20 protein-coding genes and 1 riboswitch are annotated in these 19,710 nt (G+C 66.7%); of the genes, 8 read left to right on the top strand and 12 right to left on the bottom strand.

Features of this window, described 5'->3' with window-relative positions; all coding sequences use genetic code 11:
* Positions 1-59 precede the first annotated feature (59 nt).
* The 3 genes from AB7P10_RS07830 to AB7P10_RS07820 all read left to right on the top strand — a co-directional run bounded on the left by AB7P10_RS07830 (position 60) and on the right by AB7P10_RS07820 (position 3,962).
* The gene (locus AB7P10_RS07830) at positions 60-1,787 is read left to right on the top strand and encodes a hypothetical protein (protein ID WP_428293275.1); all 1,728 of its coding nucleotides are present in this window, start codon (positions 60-62) and stop codon (positions 1,785-1,787) included.
* A gap of 16 nt (positions 1,788-1,803) precedes the next feature.
* Positions 1,804-2,343, top strand: a complete 540-nt coding sequence (locus AB7P10_RS07825; RefSeq protein ID WP_428293274.1) for a hypothetical protein — start codon at positions 1,804-1,806, stop codon at positions 2,341-2,343.
* 179 nt (positions 2,344-2,522) lie between these two features.
* Entirely contained in the window at positions 2,523-3,962 is a 1,440-nt protein-coding gene (locus tag AB7P10_RS07820; protein WP_428293273.1) for an NAD-dependent succinate-semialdehyde dehydrogenase, read from the top strand.
* Positions 3,963-4,123: 161 nt separating this feature from the next.
* Here the strand turns inward: AB7P10_RS07820 and AB7P10_RS07815 are convergent, their stop codons facing one another.
* The 3 genes from AB7P10_RS07815 to AB7P10_RS07805 all read right to left on the bottom strand — a co-directional run bounded on the left by AB7P10_RS07815 (position 4,124) and on the right by AB7P10_RS07805 (position 7,924).
* The gene (locus AB7P10_RS07815) at positions 4,124-4,525 is read right to left on the bottom strand and encodes a DoxX family protein (protein ID WP_428293272.1); all 402 of its coding nucleotides are present in this window, start codon (positions 4,523-4,525) and stop codon (positions 4,124-4,126) included.
* A gap of 95 nt (positions 4,526-4,620) precedes the next feature.
* Positions 4,621-7,317 carry a methionine synthase gene (gene metH / locus AB7P10_RS07810; protein WP_428293341.1) on the bottom strand — a complete coding sequence of 899 codons (2,697 nt, stop codon included), beginning with the start codon at positions 7,315-7,317 and terminating at the stop codon, positions 4,621-4,623.
* A gap of 77 nt (positions 7,318-7,394) precedes the next feature.
* Positions 7,395-7,492, bottom strand: a riboswitch (S-adenosyl-L-homocysteine riboswitch).
* A gap of 30 nt (positions 7,493-7,522) precedes the next feature.
* Positions 7,523-7,924 carry a helix-turn-helix domain-containing protein gene (locus AB7P10_RS07805; RefSeq protein ID WP_428293271.1) on the bottom strand — a complete coding sequence of 134 codons (402 nt, stop codon included), beginning with the start codon at positions 7,922-7,924 and terminating at the stop codon, positions 7,523-7,525.
* A gap of 122 nt (positions 7,925-8,046) precedes the next feature.
* Between AB7P10_RS07805 and AB7P10_RS07800 the strand changes: the two genes are divergently transcribed.
* Positions 8,047-8,862 carry a hypothetical protein gene (locus tag AB7P10_RS07800; protein WP_428293270.1) on the top strand — a complete coding sequence of 272 codons (816 nt, stop codon included), beginning with the start codon at positions 8,047-8,049 and terminating at the stop codon, positions 8,860-8,862.
* Here AB7P10_RS07800 and AB7P10_RS07795 read toward each other — a convergent pair.
* Together AB7P10_RS07795 and AB7P10_RS07790 are read right to left on the bottom strand one after the other, a co-directional pair.
* On the bottom strand, positions 8,848-9,918 hold the full coding sequence (locus AB7P10_RS07795; protein WP_428293269.1) for an RNA methyltransferase: 1,071 nt from the start codon (positions 9,916-9,918) through the stop codon (positions 8,848-8,850). The genes AB7P10_RS07800 and AB7P10_RS07795 overlap by 15 nt on opposite strands.
* Positions 9,919-9,946: 28 nt before the next feature.
* A complete protein-coding gene (locus tag AB7P10_RS07790) occupies positions 9,947-10,852 on the bottom strand; it encodes a LysR family transcriptional regulator (protein ID WP_428293268.1) in 906 nt (301 codons plus the stop codon).
* 85 nt (positions 10,853-10,937) lie between these two features.
* Here AB7P10_RS07790 and AB7P10_RS07785 point away from each other — a divergent pair, with 85 nt between their 5' ends.
* From AB7P10_RS07785 to AB7P10_RS07770, 4 genes are all read left to right on the top strand, one after another.
* Positions 10,938-11,810: a pirin family protein gene (locus AB7P10_RS07785; RefSeq protein ID WP_428293267.1), complete on the top strand. Its 873-nt coding sequence runs from the start codon at positions 10,938-10,940 to the stop codon at positions 11,808-11,810.
* A gap of 53 nt (positions 11,811-11,863) precedes the next feature.
* Positions 11,864-12,733 (top strand): pirin family protein, encoded by an 870-nt coding sequence (locus AB7P10_RS07780; protein WP_428293266.1) that lies wholly within the window; start codon positions 11,864-11,866, stop codon positions 12,731-12,733.
* A 68-nt stretch (positions 12,734-12,801) separates the two neighbouring features.
* The gene (locus AB7P10_RS07775) at positions 12,802-13,014 is read left to right on the top strand and encodes an AbrB/MazE/SpoVT family DNA-binding domain-containing protein (protein ID WP_428293265.1); all 213 of its coding nucleotides are present in this window, start codon (positions 12,802-12,804) and stop codon (positions 13,012-13,014) included.
* Complete coding sequence (locus AB7P10_RS07770) at positions 13,014-13,409, top strand: type II toxin-antitoxin system VapC family toxin (RefSeq protein ID WP_428293264.1); 396 nt, start codon at positions 13,014-13,016, stop codon at positions 13,407-13,409. Before AB7P10_RS07775 ends, AB7P10_RS07770 begins: the two co-directional genes overlap by 1 nt.
* Before the next feature lie 132 nt (positions 13,410-13,541).
* Here the strand turns inward: AB7P10_RS07770 and AB7P10_RS07765 are convergent, their stop codons facing one another.
* The 7 genes from AB7P10_RS07765 to AB7P10_RS07735 all read right to left on the bottom strand — a co-directional run bounded on the left by AB7P10_RS07765 (position 13,542) and on the right by AB7P10_RS07735 (position 19,685).
* Positions 13,542-14,009, bottom strand: coding sequence for a DUF1348 family protein (locus AB7P10_RS07765; RefSeq protein ID WP_428293263.1), 468 nt, complete (start codon positions 14,007-14,009; stop codon positions 13,542-13,544).
* The gene (gene cynS, locus AB7P10_RS07760) at positions 14,009-14,452 is read right to left on the bottom strand and encodes a cyanase (protein WP_428293262.1); all 444 of its coding nucleotides are present in this window, start codon (positions 14,450-14,452) and stop codon (positions 14,009-14,011) included. Before cynS ends, AB7P10_RS07765 begins: the two co-directional genes overlap by 1 nt.
* A gap of 48 nt (positions 14,453-14,500) precedes the next feature.
* The gene (locus AB7P10_RS07755) at positions 14,501-15,373 is read right to left on the bottom strand and encodes an ABC transporter ATP-binding protein (RefSeq protein ID WP_428293261.1); all 873 of its coding nucleotides are present in this window, start codon (positions 15,371-15,373) and stop codon (positions 14,501-14,503) included.
* Positions 15,363-16,226 carry a nitrate ABC transporter permease gene (ntrB, locus tag AB7P10_RS07750; RefSeq protein ID WP_428293260.1) on the bottom strand — a complete coding sequence of 288 codons (864 nt, stop codon included), beginning with the start codon at positions 16,224-16,226 and terminating at the stop codon, positions 15,363-15,365. Before ntrB ends, AB7P10_RS07755 begins: the two co-directional genes overlap by 11 nt.
* Positions 16,227-16,228: 2 nt before the next feature.
* On the bottom strand, positions 16,229-17,650 hold the full coding sequence (locus AB7P10_RS07745) for a CmpA/NrtA family ABC transporter substrate-binding protein (protein ID WP_428293259.1): 1,422 nt from the start codon (positions 17,648-17,650) through the stop codon (positions 16,229-16,231).
* A gap of 146 nt (positions 17,651-17,796) precedes the next feature.
* Positions 17,797-18,459, bottom strand: a complete 663-nt coding sequence (locus AB7P10_RS07740; RefSeq protein WP_428293340.1) for a response regulator — start codon at positions 18,457-18,459, stop codon at positions 17,797-17,799.
* A gap of 17 nt (positions 18,460-18,476) precedes the next feature.
* The gene (locus AB7P10_RS07735) at positions 18,477-19,685 is read right to left on the bottom strand and encodes a PAS domain S-box protein (protein WP_428293258.1); all 1,209 of its coding nucleotides are present in this window, start codon (positions 19,683-19,685) and stop codon (positions 18,477-18,479) included.
* Positions 19,686-19,710: the final 25 nt, after the last annotated feature.

Raw genomic sequence — 19,710 nt, 5'->3', positions numbered from 1 at the left:
GGGGGTATGTTCCCCGGGATTGCACGCTTCTAGCATCGCCGGCTTCTCAAAGGGACGGCATGCACAACTTCACAAACACAAAAGGACTGAATGGGGTTTTGAACGGGCCCGGCGGCGGCGCCGAGGGCGTCAAGCGGTTTTGCAGAGGATGCCTGGGCGTTCTTGTGGCGGCTGTCCTCCTGGTCTCGACCGCCCACGCCGCCCCGATCACCTATTGCCATGAATTCGGGGACCAGGAAGAACCGCTTCCCGATTTGGGGCAGAGCATGGCCAGCGAGGCGGTTCAGCAGGTCATCCGGAACTATGTGCAATACCCGAACGCCGAGTCGTATCCCGACCTCTACAGCATCAACGGTCCGTCCCCACAACACCATGAAGACAAGCCCTGGCCCGGCTGGACAACGACCATCACGCGTGAAACGAGCCTTCTCACGACATCCGACCCGGTGTTCCGGGACGGCCATGTATGGATCGTGGACTTCCACAACTGGAGGCAAACCCAGACCACCTGCCGGCCCTCAGGCAGTTGCTCAAGCGGCACCACGGAGACGATCATTCGCGATCTCGGCCTCAACGGGTTCGAGGTGCGCCATCTTCAATACTGCGCCCACCGGAATCCGCTCCCCCTGAACATCACGTTGCAAGGTGATCAAAGATCCGTCTCGCTGAAAAACCCACGGCCGGTCCAGCTCACGGCCCGGACAAGCTTCAATGGCGCAATCCTGCCGCACAAGCCGGTCACGTTGCGCCTGGAGACCGATCCGGCCACCGCCACGCCGGGCTGGCTCGCATGCGGCCAGGCCGCTTGCTCGTCAACGATCAGGAGAACCGACAGCGCCGGAGAATTCCGTTTCACTTACTACCCCGGATCAAGCACCCAGCCCCGCACCGACACCGTCGTCGCGGAATGCGAGGACTGCAGCGAACCTGCCCGGTGGGACATCGACGTCCGGCAGGAGGTGGTGATCGGGTTCTTCAATGGAGTGGCGAATACGGATGAACATGCACAAAAGAGCGCTGATCGACTTGAGGTCGAGTTCGGTACTCAGTACAAAGGCGTCGCGCTCAAATACGACTGGTTCTACAACCAGACCGCCTGCGGCGAGGGCGTGTTGGGCAAACTCTCTTGCTTTGAAGACGTGGCCGAGGTGTTCGAGCAGCGCAGCCAGGAACTGGGCGGTGTGTTCACCAATCGCTGGGAGACCTTCTGGGACATCCTGGCAGGACGCCACCAGCAAGACACCTCCCTGACCGGTCAACTGCTCAGTCGGCTGGGCCATGGCAGCAATGCGCTCCTGCAGTGGCTGGACGGCAGCGTCAATGCCCTGCTGAATCAGCTGGCACGAGAAACCCTCAAGCTGATCACTCTGCTCAGGGACTCGCCCACCCACGAGAACCGGGCCGACCACATGGAACGCCTGTGGCGCTACGCCGACGAGGGCCACGGCATGGTGCTGGTGGCCCACTCGCAAGGCAACCTGTTCGTCAACAGCGCCTTCGATGCGCTCATGGCCTTCAAGCCCGACGCGCGGGCCCGGGTGGTGCACGTGGCGCCGGCCTCACCCACCCTGCGCGGCGACTACGTGCTCGCGAACATCGACCTGGTCATCAATGCGCTGCGCGTCACCGGCCTGAACAGCGTGCCGGATGTCAACGTCAGCTTGCCCATGAGCCGAACCGATCTCACCGGTCACGGCTTCGAGCCCACTTATCTTGATACCGCGCGCGAGGCTTACCCCCGCACCCGTGGCCTCATCGTCCAGTCGCTGGACGCCCTCGTCAATTGAACCCACAGGAAACGCCATGGCACGACATGTCTGCTGCTCGCTCCTCCCGCTGGCGCTCGCTGCCGCTCTGACCGCCTGTGGCGGCGGCTCTGCGCCCGACAACGCAGAAACGTCCGCGATCCCTCTGGCCGAGCAGATCAAGGCCCTGGAAGACAGCGGCCAGTTGCACAGGCTTGACCGCTCCAGAGACCTTCGGGGGCCGGACGCTGATGACAACGGCATCCGTGATGACATCGACGCCTGGATCGCCGCCCAGCCCATCACGGATCCACAGAAAAAGGCGGCACAACAGATGGCGCGGGTGCAGCAGGCCAAATTGCTCGCGAATCTGACCGACGCTGAGGCCCTGCAGGTGTTGGGCGAGCGTTCCATGGCTGGAGTGAAATGCCTGCGGCTATCGTTCATGCCCGACTACCAAAAGGGCTACGACATGGGCAGCCAACTTGAGGCCATGATGGCAAACACCAGAGCACGCGCCAGGCAATACCTCGCCTACAACCGCTCCGTCTCAGGCAGCTCGGGTCGATTGCCGGAGGGCGACACCTGCGAACCCTGACGTGCCGGGCCGGGTGGTACGGGTCTCGAAGACGGGATCACCGGCTCCTGAGGCCGTGTTGCTCCTGCCGATGCTGTTCCCGCGGCCCGTCTGAAACCCCCAGCTCGCGCGTTTCCCATGCCAACTGGTATGGTCTGCGGTTTTCCGATCCGAGAACCTTCCCCCGCAGGAGACCCGCCATGACCTACCCCAACACCCAACTCTTCATCCACGGCCAGTGGCGCGAGGCCGCCGCTGGCGAGACGCTGCCCGTGTTCAACCCGGCCACCGGCAAGGAGATCGGCCGCGTGGCGCACGCACGCCAGGCGGATCTGGACCTCGCGCTGGACGCCGCGCAAAAGGGCTTCGAGGTCTGGCGCGACAAGGCCCCCGTGGAGCGCGCGAAGATCATGCGCGCCGCCGCTGCCCTGATGCGCGAGCGCGCCGGTGCCATCGCCGCGCTGCTGACGCAGGAACAGGGCAAGCCGCTGGCCGAGGCCAAGGGCGAGGCCATGGCCGCCGCCGACATCATCGAGTGGTTCGCCGATGAAGGCCAACGCGTGTATGGGCGCATCGTGCCTTCGCGCGGCAACCTGGCCATGCGCCAGATGGTGCTGAAGGACCCGGTGGGGCCGGTCGCGGCCTTCACACCCTGGAACTTCCCCATCAACCAGGTGGTGCGCAAACTCGCGGCGGCACTGGCCACCGGCTGTTCGATGATCGTCAAGGCGCCAGAAGAAACCCCCGCCGCGCCGGCCAAGCTGGTGCGCGCGTTCGCCGACGCCGGCCTGCCGCCGGGCGTGCTCGGCCTGGTCTACGGCACGCCATCGGAAATCTCCAGCTACCTGATCGCGCATCCGGTGATCCGCAAGATCACCTTCACCGGCTCCACACCGGTGGGCAAGCAGCTCGCGGCCATGGCCGGCCAGCACATGAAGCGCGTGACCATGGAGCTGGGTGGTCATGCCCCGGTGATCGTGGCGGAAGACGCCGACGTGGCGCTGGCCGTGAAGACCGCGGGCGGCGCCAAGTTTCGCAACGCCGGGCAGGTCTGCATCTCGCCCACGCGCTTCCTGGTGCACGAGAGCATCGCGAAGGAATTCTCCGCCGCGCTGGTGAAGCATGCGGCCGGCCTGGCCGTGGGCGACGGCAGCGCCGAAGGCACGCAGATGGGCCCGCTGGCCAACCCGCGCCGCGTCACGGCCATGGCCGAGTTCACGCAGGACGCGCTGCAACGCGGCGCCACGCTGGCCACCGGCGGTGAGCGCATTGGCGACGAAGGCAACTTCTGGCGCCCCACCATCCTGACCGACGTGCCGCTGAACGCGCGCGTGTTCAACGACGAACCCTTCGGCCCCATGGCCGCGGTGCGCAGCTTCAACACGCTGGACGAAGCCATCGCCGAAGCCAACCGCCTGCCTTATGGCCTGGCGGGCTACGCCTTCACGCGCTCGCTGAAGAACGCGGACCTGCTGGCGCGGCGTGTCGAGGTGGGCATGCTGTGGGTGAACATGCCGGCCATGCCGTCGGCGGAGATGCCGTTCGGTGGCCTGAAGGACTCGGGCTACGGCTCCGAGGGCGGCCCGGAGGCGATGGAGGCCTACCTGAACGCGCGCTCCGTGGCCATCATGAACGTATAGGCGGGGAAGCACCTCCTGCGCCGCTGCGCGGCTTCCCCCTCTCTGGCGCCTTCGGCTGGGAGGGGGACGGCGCCTCGGGCCGGCGGAGCCGGACCCTCGGTGCCTCTGGATGGCGTTGCTTCAGGCGGAGCGGGTTGTGCCCCGGCGCCGGCTGATACAGCTCAACCCTTGTTCGGCCCCAGGCGGTTGGTGAAGGCCACCACCAGTGCGGTGACAAAGAAGAACGCCTGCAGTTCCAGGCGCCAGCCGCCGCTGTTCGTGAAATCCGTGAACTGGCCCATGTGGGCCAGACCCACGGCAAAGGCCATGTTGATCGCGATCAGGAGCGCGGCGGGCACGATCCAGACGCCCGCGAGCAGGAACAGGGGCGCGATGAGCTCCCCCAGGTACACGCCATAGGCCAGTACGCCGGGCAAGCCCTTGCCCACCAGCATGCCCTCGATGCCACCCACGCCGCCGGTGACCTTGGCCCAGCCGTGGAAGATCATCAGGATGGCCAGGGTCCAGCGCAGCAGGATCACGCCCAGGCGGGGTTGGTTGAAGAGGTTGTTGAGTGCGTTCATGTGTGTGACGGGTGTTGAAAAGAGAAGAAATCGAAGGGAATGCCCGGAGGCAGACCCTGGGGCCCGCCATCGGTTCCGCTCGGCGTTGAAATGACCTACAGATTCGGCGCGAGCCAGCGCTGCAGTTCGTTGCGCGCCACCGCGCTGCGCGCGGCGAGGTCGTCCACCTGATCCTCGCCGATCTTGCCGACGTTGAAGTAGGTGCTTTGCGGGTGGGCGAGGTAGAAGCCGCTCACGCTGGCCGCCGGTGTCATGGCCAGGCTCTCGGTCAGGCCCATGCCGATGTCCTCGCACTGCAGCAGCTCGAACATCGGGCGCTTGACGGAATGGTCCGGACACGCGGGGTAGCCGGGTGCGGGGCGGATGCCCTGGTACTTTTCCTTGATCAGTTCCTCGTTGCTCAGCGCCTCGTCGGCCGCGTAACCCCAGAGGTCGGTGCGCACGCGGTGGTGCATGCACTCGGCCAGCGCCTCGGCCATGCGGTCGGCCAGGGCCTTGAGCATGATGGCGGAGTAGTCGTCCAGGTCGTCGAGAAACTGCTTCTCTTTCTTCTCCACCCCCAGGCCGGCGGTGACGGCGAACAGGCCGACGTAGTCATCGGCCACACCCCGGGGCGCGACGAAGTCGGCCAGGCAACGGCTGGGGCGCATCACGCCGTCGATCTCGTGCTTCTCGGCCTGCTGGCGCAGGCCATGCCAGGTCAGCGCCACCTCGCTGCGGCTCTCGTCCGTGTAGAGCTCGATGTCGTCGTCGCGCACGCTGTTGGCCGGGTACAGGCCCACCACCGCGCTGGCGCTGAGCCAGCGGCCTTCGATCAGGCGCTGCAGCATGCGCTTGCCGTCGCTGAACACGCGCCGCGCTTCCTCGCCCACCACCTCGTCCTTCAGGATCTCGGGGAAGGGCCCGGCCAGGTCCCAGGTCTGGAAGAACGGGCCCCAGTCGATGTACTTCGCGATCTCGTGCAGGTCGAAGTTCTTGAACACGCGCCGGCCGATGAACCTGGGCTGCTTCGGCGTGAAGGCGCTCCAGTCGATCGGCGTCCGGTTGGCGCGGGCTTTCGCCAGCGGCCACAGCGGCACCTGCTTCTTGTTCGCGTGCTGCTGGCGCACGCGCTCGTAGTCGGCATTGACCTCGGCGATGTAGGCCGCCGCCTGCTCCGACAGCAGGCCTTGCGCCACGCTCACACTGCGCGAAGCGTCGGGCACGTAGACCACCGGGCCGTCATAGTGCGGCGCGATCTTCACCGCCGTGTGCACGCGGCTGGTGGTGGCGCCACCGATCAGCAGCGGGATGCCGCGCTCGCGGAAGTGCGCGTCCTTCTGCATCTCGCCGGCCACGTACTGCATTTCCTCCAGGCTGGGGGTGATCAGCCCCGACAGGCCCACAATGTCCGCGCCCTCGGCCTTGGCCATGGCAAGGATCTCGTGACAGGGCACCATCACGCCCATGTTCACCACCTCGTAGTTGTTGCACTGGAGCACGACGGTGACGATGTTCTTGCCGATGTCGTGCACGTCGCCCTTGACGGTGGCGATCACGATCTTGCCCTTGGGCTTGACGTCGCCGCCGGCGGCCTGCATGGCCAGCTTCTCGGCCTCGATGTAGGGCAGCAGGTGCGCCACGGCCTGCTTCATCACGCGCGCGCTCTTCACCACCTGAGGCAGGAACATCTTGCCCTGGCCGAACAGGTCGCCAACCACGTTCATGCCATCCATCAGCGGGCCTTCGATCACGTTGAGCGGGCGCCCGCCGCCCGCCTCGATCTCGCGCCACATCTCTTCCGTGTCTTCGGTGATGTGGTCGTTGATGCCGCGCACCAGCGCGTGGCTCAGGCGCTCGCGAATCGGCAGCGCGCGCCAGGCGTTCTTTTGCGAATCGTCCCGGGCCGAGCCCTTGGCGCTTTCGGCCACTTCCACCAGGCGCTCGCCGGCGTCGGGCCGGCGGTTGAGCACGACATCTTCCACGCGATCACGCAGTTCGGGTTCGAGCTCGTCGTACACGCCGACCATGCCGGCGTTGACGATGCCCATGTCCATGCCGGCCTGGATCGCGTGGTACAGGAAAACGGTGTGGATGGCCTCGCGCACCGGGTCGTTGCCGCGGAAGCTGAACGACACGTTGGACACGCCGCCGCTGACCTTGGCGCCGGGCAGGTTCTGCTTGATCCAGCGCGTGGCGTTGATGAAATCGACGGCGTAGTTGTTGTGTTCCTCGATGCCGGTGGCAATGGCGAAGATGTTGGGGTCGAAGATGATGTCCTCGGGCGGAAAGCCGACTTCGTCGACCAGCACGCGGTAGGCGCGCTCGCAGATCTCGACCTTGCGTTCATAGGTGTCGGCCTGGCCTTTTTCGTCGAACGCCATCACCACGGCGGCGGCGCCGTAGCGCTTGACGAGGCGCGCCTGGCGCTTGAATTCGTCCAGGCCTTCCTTCATGGAGATCGAGTTGACGACGCCCTTGCCCTGCACGCAGCGCAGGCCGGCCTCGATCACCTCCCACTTGGAGGAATCCACCATCACCGGCACGCGCGCGATGTCGGGCTCGCCGGCGATGAGATTGAGGAAGCGCACCATGGCGGCCTTGCTGTCGAGCATGGCCTCGTCCATGTTGACGTCGATGATCTGGGCGCCGTTCTCCACCTGCTGGCGGGCCACGGCCAGCGCGTCTTCGAAACGGCCCTCCAGGATCATGCGGGCGAAGGCCTTGGAGCCGGTGACGTTGGTGCGTTCCCCGACGTTCACGAACAGGCTGCCTTCGCCAATGCGCAACGGCTCCAGGCCGGAGAGCAGCATGGGCGGCACGGGGTGGGAAGGGGACGGCGTGGATTCCGAGGACATGAGGCTCACCAGGACAGGTTGCGGACAACAGACTGTGGTGAGCGCCGTTTGGGCCTGTTCATGCCCACTCAAGCCTGACGCACGGTGCGGGCTGCGGTGAGCCCCCGGCGCTGCAACGCTCCTTGAGAAGGAGGGATTTTAGCGCGCGAGGCCTGTCTGCTCACGCCTTGCGTTCAGCCTGCACCTGCGCCAGCGCTTGAATGACTTCCCGCACCAGCTTGCGCTGCGGCGCGGGCAGGCGCAGGAAGGCGTCGAACACCTCGCGCTCCTGGTAGCCCACACCCGCGTCCCAGCGCGCGCGGTGCTCCCGCACGCGGTGGCGCACGGCCTCGCCGAAGCGCAGCACCTCGGGCTCGACCTTCAGGGCTTCGGCGAGCACCAGCAGCTTGTCCTGCGCGGGGATTGCCTCGCCGCGCAGCCAGCGCGAGACCGCCTGGAACGACACCGAGCGACCCCAGTAGTTGGCGTTGAACAGGTTCAGCAGCACGCCGGGCCGGGGCGCCAACCCTTCAGCGACCATGGCCTCGCGCAAGCGCTGGGCAAATTCAAGCTTGTGTTCCATGACCGCAACGCTAGGTTTTGGTCGTCGAACATTTAAACGTTTTGTTGTATATTTCATTCACTTGTTGATTGAATTTTCTGGCCAGTCGCCACCGCATCGCCCTCACGTGCCCCAGATCGCCCATGGACCTTCAATGCGTCACCGACGCCCAAACGCTGGAGGGTGTCACACCCACCACGGCCGCGCTGCTTGGTTTGTGGTTCGGTCAGGGCCGGGCCCATGCCCGGTCGCTTCCGGCCTTTGACGAAGCGCAACGGCGGGCCATCCTGTCCACCATCGCGGCGCATGAGACCGGGCGCGAGCAACGCCGCAGCCACTGCGTGGCGTTGCCCACCGGTGATGGCCGCGTCGCGGTGCTGCAGGCCTTACTGATCTGGCAGTTGCTCAACCACTTGCGCGCACGGGCATCGGGTCGGGACGACCCGCGCTTCGTGCGGCGGTTCCTGGTGGTCGCGCCCGGCCTCATCGCCTACGAACGGCTGCTGGACGCCTTCTGCGGCAAACCCATACCGGGCGGCCAGGGTGCGCGCGACATCGGCAACGCCGACATCGTGCGCTGGGCCGATCGCCTCGTTCCCGAGCCCTGGCGCCAGGAGGTCTTCGCCTTCGTGTGCGGCAACATCTGCGGCCACCGCGAGATCGGCGTGAGGGCCACGGGCGGTGGCCTGCTCGCCCTGGCGCACCGGCGCCTGTTGGTGGGTGGTCACGCCCACAAGGTGGGTGCGCGACACGCCACGGGCGGTGTGGCGTTGCCGTACCTCGCGCGCTTGCCCGAGTTGATGGTGTTTGACGATGAAACCCATCCCATCCCCGGGTTCGTGCATCGCGGCTGCGCCACCGACGTGGCCTGGCAGGCCTGCCTGCACCGCATCGCCGAACCCAAGGGCCGGCGCTTCCTGCAGGTGAGCTTTCTGCCCGAGGCCTCAGGCGGGGGATGACGCCCGCCCGCCCGGAGGCTGGCCAAGCGCCCGCAGGGGCACGACCCGCCGCGTCTGCAATTTCTCGGCCCGCGCGCGCAACTGCCCGCAGCCGCCGTCCACGTCCTGCCCCGCCGACTGGCGCAGTTTGGTGAGGATGCCGCGCCGGTGCAGGCGGCGCGCGATGTCCACCGCCTGTTCAGCGGCGGGTCGCCGGTACGGCAGCGGGCCCACCGTGTTGTAGGGGATCAGGTTGAGGATCGCGTACCGGCCGTGCAGCAGGCGCACGATGCCTTCGATCTCGTCGTCGCCGTCGTTGATGCCTTCAAGCAGCGTCCACTGGTACTGGATCGGGTAGCCGGTGGCGCGCGCGTAGCGCTCGCCGGCCTCCACCAGTTCTTCGGGCGTCATGCGCGGCGCGCGCGGCAGCAATTGTTCGCGAAGACCAGCCTTGGTGGTATGGAGCGAGAGCGCCAGCGCGGGCTTCACGCGGCCCTGAGGCAAGGCCTCAAACACGCGCGGGTCGCCCACGGTGGAGAACACCAGGTCCTTGTGGCCGACGTTGCCCACGGTGCCCAGCAGGTCAATGGCTTCGAGCACGTTGTCCAGGTTGTGCGCGGGCTCGCCCATGCCCATGAACACCACCCGCCGTACCGGGCGCAGGGTGCGCGCCAGTGCCACCTGGGCCACGATTTCGGCGCTGCCCACCTGGCGCACCAGGCCGCCCTGCCCGGTCATGCAGAACACGCAGCCCACGGCGCAGCCGACCTGGGTGGACACGCACACGCCGCCGCGCGGCAGCAGCACGCTCTCGACCATCTGGCCATCGGCCAGCGCCACCAGCAGGCGCGCCGAGCCGTCTTCGCCCGGGTGTTCGGACACCAGCCGCGCCAGGGCAGCGAGCTCGTCGGCCAGCGCAGGCAGCGCCGCCACCAGCGGCGCCGGCAGGAAGCTGACGGGATCGCGGCGCCCGCCCAGCTGCGGCAAGGCCTGCGACCACAGGCGCAGCACTCGCTGCGCATGGCGGGGGTTGGCGCCCAGGCCGCGCAGGCGCTGATGGAAGTGTTCGAGGCGCATGGGAACGAAGTTTGGCACCGCGGCGTGTTCAGCGGTCGAACAGCGCAGAAAGAGCGGGCCCCGCCTCATCGATGAAGTGGCGCAGCTTGGGCGGCACGAAGCGCTGCGTGGGGTAGACGAGGTGAATCGGGTCGGTGCGCGCGTGCCAGCCGGGCAGCAGCGGCACCAGCTGCCCGTGGTCGACCTCGCGCCGGCAGACGTAGTCGGGCAGCAGGGCCACGCCCCGGCTCTCGAGCGCGAGCCGGCGGATCAGCCGCATGTCGTTGGCGGCAAAGACGCTGCGCAACGGCACATGGACGCGACTCTTGCCGCGCCCGAGCGTCCAGCTGTCGCGCCCGAGCGGGCTGAAGCACAGCGCGTCGTGCTGCGACAGGTCCCTGGGCTGGCGCAACGCGGGGGCGCGCTGCAGGTAGCCGGGGTGGGCAAAAGGCGCCCAGCGCGCCTGTCCGATCGTGCGGGCGACCAGGCTGGAGTCCGCCAGCTCGCCCACGCGCAGGGCCAGATCCAGGCCGTGCGCCACGAGGTCGAGGCGTGCGTCGGAAAACACCAGTTCGATGGCCACCCCCGGGTGGCGATCGCGGTAGGCACTGAGGATGGCCAGCAGCTGGTCGTCGCCCATGTCGATCGGCAGCGTCATGCGCAGCAGGCCCTGCGCTTCCTGCCGCCCCGCATCGATCTGCGCCTCGGCCTGCAGGATGTCCTCCAGCCCGCGCGCCGCCTGTTGCAGATAGGCCTGCCCCGTCTCGGTCAGGCGCAGGCGGCGCGTCGTGCGCTGCAGCAGCGTGACGCCCAGGCGCTGCTCCAGCCGCGCCACGCGCACGCTCAGGGTGGAGACCGGCATGCCCGTCAGGCGCGCGGCGGCGCTAAAGCCCCCGGCCTGCGCCACGCGCACGAACACCAGGGTGTCGTTCAGGTCGGGGTTCTGATTGTTCATCTCATTGAAAAATGATTTGCAATCTTACCGACTTATCAAGAGAACGACAGACCGCTACAGTGGACCCCAACAAGGAGTACACCCCATGAAAACCGTGTCTTTCATTCAGCGCAACGCCGGCGGCCACTGGGTCGGTGATGGCTTTCCGGTGCGCAACATGTTTTCGTACAACGACCGGCCCGAACGCTTCTCGCCCTTCCTGATGCTGGACTACGGCGGCCCCACGCGCTTCGAGCCCACCACCAAGCAGCGCGGCGTGGGTCAGCACCCGCACCGCGGCTTCGAGACCGTGACCATCGTCTACGACGGCGAGGTTTCGCACCGCGACTCCAGCGGTGGCGGCGGCACCATCGGCCCCGGCGAGGTGCAGTGGATGACCGCTGCCGCCGGCATCGTGCACGAGGAGTACCACGGTGAACGCTACGCGAAGGAAGGTGGCCCGTTCGAAATGGTGCAGCTCTGGGTGAACCTGCCCGCGCGCGACAAGATGGCCGCGCCCGGGTACCAGGGCATCACGCGCGATCAGATTCCCCAGGTCGACCTGCCCGAGGGCGCGGGCATCGCCCGCATCATCGCGGGCGACCTGCAGGGCTCGGCAGGCCCGGCGCGCACCTTCACGCCCATGCAGGTGTGGGACCTGCGCCTGAAGGCCGGCCACACCGTGACCCTGCCCGCCGCACAAGGCCACACCACGGCGCCCCTTGTGCTGCGCGGCCGACTGCGCCTGGAAGATGGTCAGGAGGTGGGCGCGGCGCAAATGCCGGTCTTCACCCGCGACGGGCAGGACGTGCGCTTCGAGGTGCTGGAAGATGCCACCGTGCTCTGGCTGGCGGGTGAGCCCATCAACGAGCCGGTGGTGGGGTATGGCCCGTTCGTGATGAACACCGAGGCCGAAATCCACCAGGCCTTTGCCGACTTCCAGAGCGGCAAGATGGGCCGGATCGCGGCTGAGGTGTAACGCTGCGCGCCGCCTGCGGCGGCCCCCCCCTCGAAACAACAAGGAGTGCCACGATGCTCGAAATGGTGATCAACGCCCGTGAAGCGGACCTGGGCCACGGCCTGAAGGTGCGGCGCGTGCTGCCGTACGCGAAACGCCGCATGGTCGGCCCCTGGATCTTTGTCGACCACGCAGGGCCCGTGACGCTGGCACCCGAGGCCATCAAGGGCGCCGATGTGCGCCCGCACCCGCACATCGGGCTGTCGACCGTGAGCTACCTGCTCAGCGGCCAGGTGATGCACCGCGACAGCCTGGGCGTGCGGCAATCCATCGTGCCGGGCGACGTGAACTGGATGACCGCCGGGCGCGGTATCTCGCATTCCGAGCGCTTCACGCACCCCGACTCGTTCGCGGGTGGCGGCCTGGAGCTGATGCAGCTCTGGGTGGCCTTGCCCGAAGCCGACGAAGAAACCGATCCGGCCTTCACCCACTACCCTGCCGCGGACCTGCCGGTGCGCGACGAAGCGGGTGTGTGGATGCGCCTGATCGCGGGCGAAGCCTACGGCATGAAGAGCCCGGTGCGCACGCACTCGCGCCTGTTCTACCTGCACACAGAATGGCAGGCCGGTGCGCGCCTGGCGCTGCCCGGAGGCTACAGCGAGCAGGCGGTCTATGTGGCGCGCGGCGAGGTCGAACACGCGGGCGAGATCTACCACCCGGGCCAGCTGCTGGTGTTTGGCGATGATGCGGATGCCGTCCTTGCCGCGCGCGAGAAGAGCACGCTCATGATCTTCGGCGGCGAGCCGCTGGGCGAACGGCACGTGTTCTGGAACTTCGTCTCCTCGCGCAAGGAACGCATCGAACAGGCCAAGGCCGACTGGAAGGCCGGGCGCATTCCCCTGCCCCCGGAAGACAACCAGGAGTGGATTCCACTGCCGGGGTAGGTCGCCTGCATCTCGACGAAGCTTGGTATATTCTTACCATCTTTCGATCGATCATCCAGGAGCCAGACGTGTCTGCCACCGCCACCCTTTCCAGCAAGTTCCAGATCTCCATTCCCAAGGCGGTTCGCGACGAGCTGCACTGGAAAGCAGGCCAGGAGTTCGTGTTCATTCCCAAGGACAAGGGCGTGCTGGTGATGCCGGTGCCGGAGCTCAAGCAACTCGCCGGCATCGCCAAAGGCGCGAGCACGGCGGGGTACCGGGACCGCAAGGACCGCTACTGATGGCGGCTCCCTTGCGCGTGGTCGACACCTCGGCCTGGATCGAATGGCTGATCGCCTCGCCCACCGGCAAGAAGCTCGCCCAGGAAATTCCCGAGAAGGACCTGTGCGTCGTGCCGACCATCGTGCAGCTGGAGCTGTCCAAATGGTTATGGCGCGAACTCGGTGAACCGCAGGCCGATCAGGTGATCGCCTACACGATGAAGTGCCAGGTCACACCACTCGACACGGCCACCGCCCTGCTGGCCGCCGATCTGCACCGCCAGCACAAGCTCGCCACCGCAGACGCCATCGTGTACGCCACGGCCGTGCAGAAGGGCGCCGAACTGCTCACCTGTGACGCGCATTTCGAAGACCTGCCGGGTGTGGTCCTGTTTCCGAAGTCGCGAGCCCACTGAACCGGAAGCCTCAGACCCGCGCCAGAAGGCGCCCGACACGGGCCACGCCGCTGCCGCCGGTCTCGGCAGCGCCACTGGCCACCCCGATCTCACCGCCGCCGTCCATGGCTTTTCGGCACAAGGTGGCGGCGCTCAAAGCCCCAGCTCGCTCAGGCCGGGATGGTCGTCGGGCCGCCGCCCCAGCGGCCATTGGAACAGCCGCTCGCTCTGCTGGACGGGTCGGTCGTTGATGCTGGCGTGGCGCTGTTCCATGTAGCCGAGTTCGTTGAACTGCCAGTTCTCGTTGCCGTGAGAGCGAAACCACTGGCCCGAGTCGTCGCGCCATTCGTAGACGAAGCGCACCGCGATGCGGTGGTCCGTGAACGCCCACAGTTCCTTGATGAGGCGGTAGTCCAGCTCCCTGGCCCACTTGCGCACCAGGAAGGCGTGCACCTCGTCCCGGCCCACCGGGAACTCCGCGCGGTTGCGCCAGCGCGTGTCCCCGGTATAGACCTTGACCACGCGGTCCGGATCGCGGCTGTTCCACGCATCCTCGGCCATGCGCACCTTCTGCGCGGCGGTATCGGCGGTGAAGGGCGGCAGCGGCGGGCGCGGCTCCATCAGTACTGCTTGTAGGGGAGAAACTTCCCGGACATCACGATGTTCACGCGGTCACCGTTCGGGTCCTGCTGGCGCTTGAGGTCCATCTTGAAATCGATCGCGCTCATGATGCCGTCGCCGAACTCTTCGTGGATCAGTTCCTTGAAGGTCGTGCCGTAGACGTTGACGAGTTCGTAGAAGCGGTAGATCAGCGGGTCGGTGGGGACGGTGGTCGGCAGCGAGCCCTTGTACGGCACGACCTGCAGCCACTTCTGCTCCTCGGTGGAGAGGCCGAAGAGCTTGCCCAGCACCTTGGCCTGCGCAGCGGTGGCGGTCATCTGGCCCAGGCACAGCGCGGTGGTCCATTCCTTGGACTGGCCCACCTTTTTCGCCACATCGGCCCAGCTCAGACCCTTGCTGACTTTGGTGGTGATGATCTTTTCGGTGACGTCGAGTCGGCTCATGGATTGCCTCTTTGCTTGTGATGAAGGGAGTGGAAAGGGAAGGGGTGGTCAGTGGGCCTTGGCCCGGGTGACAAGGAAATCGACGATGTGGTTGCGCAACTCGTAGTAGCCGTCCAGGTGGTGCAGCTGGGCGCGGCTGCGCTCGCGTGGCAGGGGGTTGACCACCACCTCGGCCATGCCACCGGGCACGTAGCCGGCGCCACTGTCGTTGCCGTTGCTCATGAGCAGGATGCGGTCGGCCAGCAGGATGGCCTCGTCCACGTCGTGCGTGATCATGAAGACCGTCTGGTGCGTCTCGCGCACGATGGCCATGAGCTCGTCCTGGATGGTGCCGCGGGTGAGCGCATCCAGCGCGCCAAAGGGCTCGTCGAGCAGCAGCATCTTGGGCTGGATGGCGAAGGCCCTGGCGATGCCCACGCGCTGCTTCATGCCGCCCGAGAGCTGGCTGGGCTTCTTGTCGATGGCAGGGCTCAGGCCGACCAGCGCCACGAACTTCTCCACATGCGCGTTGATCTCGTTGCGACCCCAGTCGGGCCAGCGCGACTTGACCGCAAACGCGATGTTCTGCCGCACCGTGAGCCAGGGCATGAGCGCATGGCTCTGGAACACCACACCGCGCTCCAGGCTGGGGCCGGCGATCTCGCGCCCGTCCATGAAGCAGTGGCCGCTGGTGGCGGTGTCGAGACCGGCGAGCACATTGAGGATGGTGGTCTTGCCACAACCGCTGTGGCCGATGATGCAGACGAACTCGCCCTTGTCGATGGCGAAGGAAACGTCGGCGAACACCGGCTTGTCGGCCTGGTAGGCCTTGGAGAGCTGTTCAACCTGGAGAAAACCGGTCATCTGGGGTGCTTTCGTTGTTGCCGGTGCAAGGGCCCGTGGCATGGCGCGGTCTTCGCGCACGCCGGCATCACTCCACATAGGTCACCGCCTTCTGGAGCTGGGCGAACATCAGGTCGAGCAGCATGCCGACCACGCCGATGACGAGCACCGCAAAGATCACGTTGGACAGCGAAAGGTTGTTCCACTCGTTCCACACGAAGTAGCCGATGCCGGTGCCCCCCACCAGCATCTCGGCGGCCACGATCACGAGCCAGGCGATGCCCATGCTGATGCGCATGCCGGTGAGGATGGTGGGCGCGGCCGCTGGCAGGATCACCCGCAAGGCCTTGCGCACCGGGTTGACCTCCAGCGTGCTGGCCACGTTGAGCCACTCCCGCTTGACCGCCGAGACACCGAAGGCGGTGTTGATCATCATGGGCCAGATGGAGCAGATGAAGATGACGAAGATGCCGCTGACGTTGGAGTCCTTGAGCGTGTAGAGCGCCAGCGGCATCCAGGCCAGCGGGCTGATGGGCTTGAGCACCTGCACGAACGGATCAAAGGCCTTGCGCATCAGCGGCGACATGCCGATCAGGAAGCCCAGCGGAATGGCCACCGCCATCGCCAGCAGGAAGCCGGCGGCCACCCGGGCCAGCGAGTGCCCCAGCTGGATGCCGATGCCCTTGTCGTTGGGACCCCTGTCGTAGAACGGGTCGGACAAGTGACCCCAGCTGGCCCTGGCCACTTCAAGCGGCTGCGGAAAGCCGGTGGTCTTTTCCGCGCCCGGCGCCTTGCCCATGAGCTTCGCGTACTCGATCTCCTCGGCCGTCATGCCGGCGCTGGAGCCTCCGACCGACGGCGCCGAAGTAGCGAGCTGCCAGGCCGCAATGAAGACCGCGAACAGGATCACGGAGACGAGCATGGCCCGCAAGTTCAAGCCCACGACCTTCATGCTCAGGCCGCCTTGCGGATCGCGAAGCTGTTGAGGTACTCCACCGGTTTGGCCGGATCGAACTCCTTGCCCATGATGGTGTGCCTGGTGTACGCCGGGCCGGCCTTGAAGTCGATATCGAGGTCCTTCATGTACTTGCGCGCATCGGTGATGAGGAACACCTGCTCGGCGATCTGCTTGTAGTTCACATCGCCCTTCACGTAGCCCCAGCGCTGCATCTGCGTGAGCATCCACACGGCCATGCTCTGCCAAGGCATCGGGTCGAAATCGGCGCGGTCGGGCACGTTCTGGATCTTGCCCAGGCCATCGGCGAAACGCCCGGTGAGCACCTGCGCCACCACCGTTTCGGGCTGGTTGAGGTAGGCCTGGGGCGAGATGACCTTGGCGATCAGCTCGCGGTTCTTGGCCTGGCGCGCCATGGCCGCCGCGGTGAGCACGGCACGGTACAGGGCCGCGAAGGTGTTCGGGTTCTGGGTGATGAACTCGGTGCTGGTGCCGAACGCGCAGCAGGGGTGGCCGTTCCACAGCTCCTTGGTAAGGATGTGCAGGAAACCGACCTCGTCGTACACCGCGCGCTGGTTGAAGGGGTCCGGGCCGAGGTAGCCGTCGATGTTGCCAGCACGCAGGTTGGCCACCATCTCGGGTGGCGGCACCACGCGGATCTGCACGTCGGTGTCGGGGTTGATGCCCGCTTCGGCCAGGTAGTAGCGCAGCAGGAAGTTGTGCATCGAGTACTCGAACGGCACGCCGAACTTGAAGCCCTTCCACTGCTTGGGGTCACGCTTGTCCTTGTGCTTCACGTGCAGCGTGATCGCCTGCCCATTGGTGTTCTGGATCGTGGCCACGTTCATGGGCACGGGGTTGGAGCCGGCGCCCATGGAGATCGCCAGTGGCATGGGCGAGAGGAAGTGCGTGGCGTCGTACTCCTTGTTGATCATCTTGTCGCGGATCAGCGCCCAGCCCGCGGTCTTGATCACCTCGACGTTGAGGCCCTGCTTCTCATAGAAGCCCAGTGGCTTGGCCATGATCAGGGGCGTGGCGCAGGTGATGGGAATGAAGCCGATCTTGAGGTTGGTCTTCTCCAGCGACCCCTTCTTCTCCTGGGCCATGGCCTGCAGGCTGGCCACGGGCAGCAGGCTGGAGATGGCGGCCATGGCCGTGCCCTTGCCCACCGCGCGCAGGAAGCGGCGGCGCACTGCGTCCTGCGGGAACAGGGCCTTGACCAGCGTGGCCTCGATGAATTCGTTGCTGTAGGCCTCGAATTCGGCGGTCTCGCTGCGTTCGCGCAATGTCCTGGCCGCACCGGCGGACGCCTTGTTGACGGCCTCTTCGGCCTGATGCTCGGCCACGGTGTGGTCGCGACCGCAACTGCACTTGAGCATCAGCGGACGATCGGCATTGAAGGGATCGAAGAATTCGGACATGGCGCACCTCGTGTGTTGAAGACGAGGCAGCACGTGCAAGCAGCGGGCCAGAATCCCTGCCAGACATGCCGTCGGGCGGATCCCCTGTGCAAGTTGTGCCGCGCCGCACGACGCCGTGTAGGGCCAGCCCTACAAGACGCTGCGTTTCAGCCGCTTCTGGGAGCGCGCGCGTGGCGTTCGGCATACAGCGCGAGCTCCACGTCGTTCTTCGCGCCGGTCTTTTCCAGCACGCGCGCACGGTAGGTGCTCACCGTGTTGGCCGCCAGGCCGAGTTGCGCACCAATTTCGCTCACCGTGCGTCCCTGCGTGAGCAGGCGGTAGACCTGGTACTCGCGGTGCGAGAGCGCCTCGGGGCCACCCTGCGCGCCGGCGCTGCCCACTGCAGCGGCCAGGGCCTCTGCCGTCGCCTGACTCACGAACACCGCGCCGCCCGCGGCCTTGCGCACCGCCGCGAGCATGTCGTCCGGGTCGGCGCTCTTGTTCAGGTAGCCGCAGGCGCCCAGACGAATGCAGCGCACCGCGTACTGCTTCTCGGGGTAGGTGCTGAGCATGAGCACCGGCAGCCGCGGGTGTTCGCGCTTGATCGCCTGCAGCACGTCCAGGCCGTCCAGCCCCGGCATGGCCACGTCCAGCAGCACCAGATCCAGTCCCTCCTTGCCCCGGCAGGCCGTGACCTCGGCCAGCACTTCGTGGCCCGTCTGTGCTTCGGCAACCACCTGAACATCCGGCGCGTCCGCCAGGATCTGTTTGAGGCCCTCGCGCACGATGCGGTGGTCGTCACCGATCAGCACGCGGATGGTTTCGGTCATGAGGTCGAACTGGGTGTTCACACGGTGTCTCCTGGATGCAATCCAACCAGCAGGCGCATGCGGGTGCCCTTGCCGGGCGCGCTGTCGATCTGTATGTCTCCACCAAAATGCCGCGCCCGCTCGCGCATGCCCATCACGCCATAGGCATCGGCGGCCTCGAAGGCCTGCGGGGAAGCGCCCACGCCATTGTCCTGCACTGTCAGGCACAGGGAAGCCCCCACGACGACGATGTCCACGGACAGCCGCTGCGCGCGCGCGTGTCGCCCCACGTTGCTGAGCATTTCCTGGAAGATGCGGAACACCGCCATGGCCAGCGGCTCGGGGGGGTCGGGCGCGTCGGCCACGTCCATGCGCCAGTCCAGCACCATCTCGGCCGATTGCACAAACTCCTGCGCCTGCCACTCCAGGGCCGCCCACAGGCCCTGGTGGTCCAGGATGCTGGGGCGCAGGTCGGTGATGATGCGGCCGACGTTGTCGACCGCGGTCTCGATCAGGCGGCTGATGTTCTGGCACTTGTGGCGCAGGCGGTCGCGCATGTCGTGGGCGGCCTCGGCGCTGCGCTGCTCCTGCTCGGCGAGGCGCCGGTCCATCCAGTTCACGTCCATCTTGAGCGCCACCAGCAGGCTGCCCAGTTCGTCATGCACCTCGCGCGCGATCCGGGTGCGCTCGTCCTCGCGCACGGTCTCCGAGCGGGCCGCGAGTTCGCGCACCTGCTTGAGCGCGGTGGCCAGGGCCAGGGTGCGCTCGCTCACGCGCTCTTCGAGCTGGTCCTTGGCGCGCTGCAGCGCGTCGGCCGCGCGCTTGCGTTCGGTGATGTCGACAAAGGTGACCACCGCGCCACGCACTTCGCCCGCGTCCACGATGGGATGGCTGGAGTACTCCACCGGGAATGACGTGCCGTCGCGGCGCCAGAACACCTCGCTGTCGATGCGGCAGGGCAGCCCCTGGCGAAAGGCGTTGAAGATCGGACAGTCCGCCACCGGGTAGTGCGCGCCATCGGCGTGCGAATGGTGGGTGAGTTCGTGCATGTTGCGGCCCAGCAACTCGGCGGGCTCGAAGCCGATCATGCGGGCGCCGGCATGGTTGATGAACACGCACAGGCCATCCAGGTCGACGCCGAACACCCCCTCGCCAGTGGACGCCAGCAGCAGCGCGAGCGGGTCGCGCCAGGCGCCGTTGGCGGGTGCCTGCGGACGGCTGACAAGGTGGCGGGCATCGAGGTGCATGCGCCGGACCCAAGCAATGGATGTG

The organism is Hydrogenophaga sp., from assembly GCF_050182545.1.
GTDB lineage: Bacteria > Pseudomonadota > Gammaproteobacteria > Burkholderiales > Burkholderiaceae_C > Hydrogenophaga.
The sequence above is the reverse complement of the archived record's forward strand: the minus strand, read 5'-3'. Positions and strand labels throughout refer to the sequence as shown.

Excerpts from the sequence above, each read along its gene's own strand:
- AB7P10_RS07830 (WP_428293275.1), top strand. The coding sequence starts at position 60 with ATGCACAACTTCACAAACACAAAAGGACTGAATGGGGTTTTGAACGGG.
- AB7P10_RS07825 (WP_428293274.1), top strand. The coding sequence starts at position 1,804 with ATGGCACGACATGTCTGCTGCTCGCTCCTCCCGCTGGCGCTCGCTGCC.
- AB7P10_RS07820 (WP_428293273.1), top strand. The coding sequence starts at position 2,523 with ATGACCTACCCCAACACCCAACTCTTCATCCACGGCCAGTGGCGCGAG.
- AB7P10_RS07815 (WP_428293272.1), bottom strand. The coding sequence starts at position 4,525 with ATGAACGCACTCAACAACCTCTTCAACCAACCCCGCCTGGGCGTGATC.
- metH (WP_428293341.1), bottom strand. The coding sequence starts at position 7,317 with ATGCTGCTCTCCGGCCTGGAGCCGTTGCGCATTGGCGAAGGCAGCCTG.
- AB7P10_RS07805 (WP_428293271.1), bottom strand. The coding sequence starts at position 7,924 with ATGGAACACAAGCTTGAATTTGCCCAGCGCTTGCGCGAGGCCATGGTC.
- AB7P10_RS07800 (WP_428293270.1), top strand. The coding sequence starts at position 8,047 with ATGGACCTTCAATGCGTCACCGACGCCCAAACGCTGGAGGGTGTCACA.
- AB7P10_RS07795 (WP_428293269.1), bottom strand. The coding sequence starts at position 9,918 with ATGCGCCTCGAACACTTCCATCAGCGCCTGCGCGGCCTGGGCGCCAAC.
- AB7P10_RS07790 (WP_428293268.1), bottom strand. The coding sequence starts at position 10,852 with ATGAACAATCAGAACCCCGACCTGAACGACACCCTGGTGTTCGTGCGC.
- AB7P10_RS07785 (WP_428293267.1), top strand. The coding sequence starts at position 10,938 with ATGAAAACCGTGTCTTTCATTCAGCGCAACGCCGGCGGCCACTGGGTC.
- AB7P10_RS07780 (WP_428293266.1), top strand. The coding sequence starts at position 11,864 with ATGCTCGAAATGGTGATCAACGCCCGTGAAGCGGACCTGGGCCACGGC.
- AB7P10_RS07770 (WP_428293264.1), top strand. The coding sequence starts at position 13,014 with ATGGCGGCTCCCTTGCGCGTGGTCGACACCTCGGCCTGGATCGAATGG.
- AB7P10_RS07765 (WP_428293263.1), bottom strand. The coding sequence starts at position 14,009 with ATGGAGCCGCGCCCGCCGCTGCCGCCCTTCACCGCCGATACCGCCGCG.
- cynS (WP_428293262.1), bottom strand. The coding sequence starts at position 14,452 with ATGAGCCGACTCGACGTCACCGAAAAGATCATCACCACCAAAGTCAGC.
- AB7P10_RS07755 (WP_428293261.1), bottom strand. The coding sequence starts at position 15,373 with ATGTGGAGTGATGCCGGCGTGCGCGAAGACCGCGCCATGCCACGGGCC.
- ntrB (WP_428293260.1), bottom strand. The coding sequence starts at position 16,226 with ATGAAGGTCGTGGGCTTGAACTTGCGGGCCATGCTCGTCTCCGTGATC.
- AB7P10_RS07745 (WP_428293259.1), bottom strand. The coding sequence starts at position 17,650 with ATGTCCGAATTCTTCGATCCCTTCAATGCCGATCGTCCGCTGATGCTC.
- AB7P10_RS07740 (WP_428293340.1), bottom strand. The coding sequence starts at position 18,459 with ATGACCGAAACCATCCGCGTGCTGATCGGTGACGACCACCGCATCGTG.
- AB7P10_RS07735 (WP_428293258.1), bottom strand. The coding sequence starts at position 19,685 with ATGCACCTCGATGCCCGCCACCTTGTCAGCCGTCCGCAGGCACCCGCC.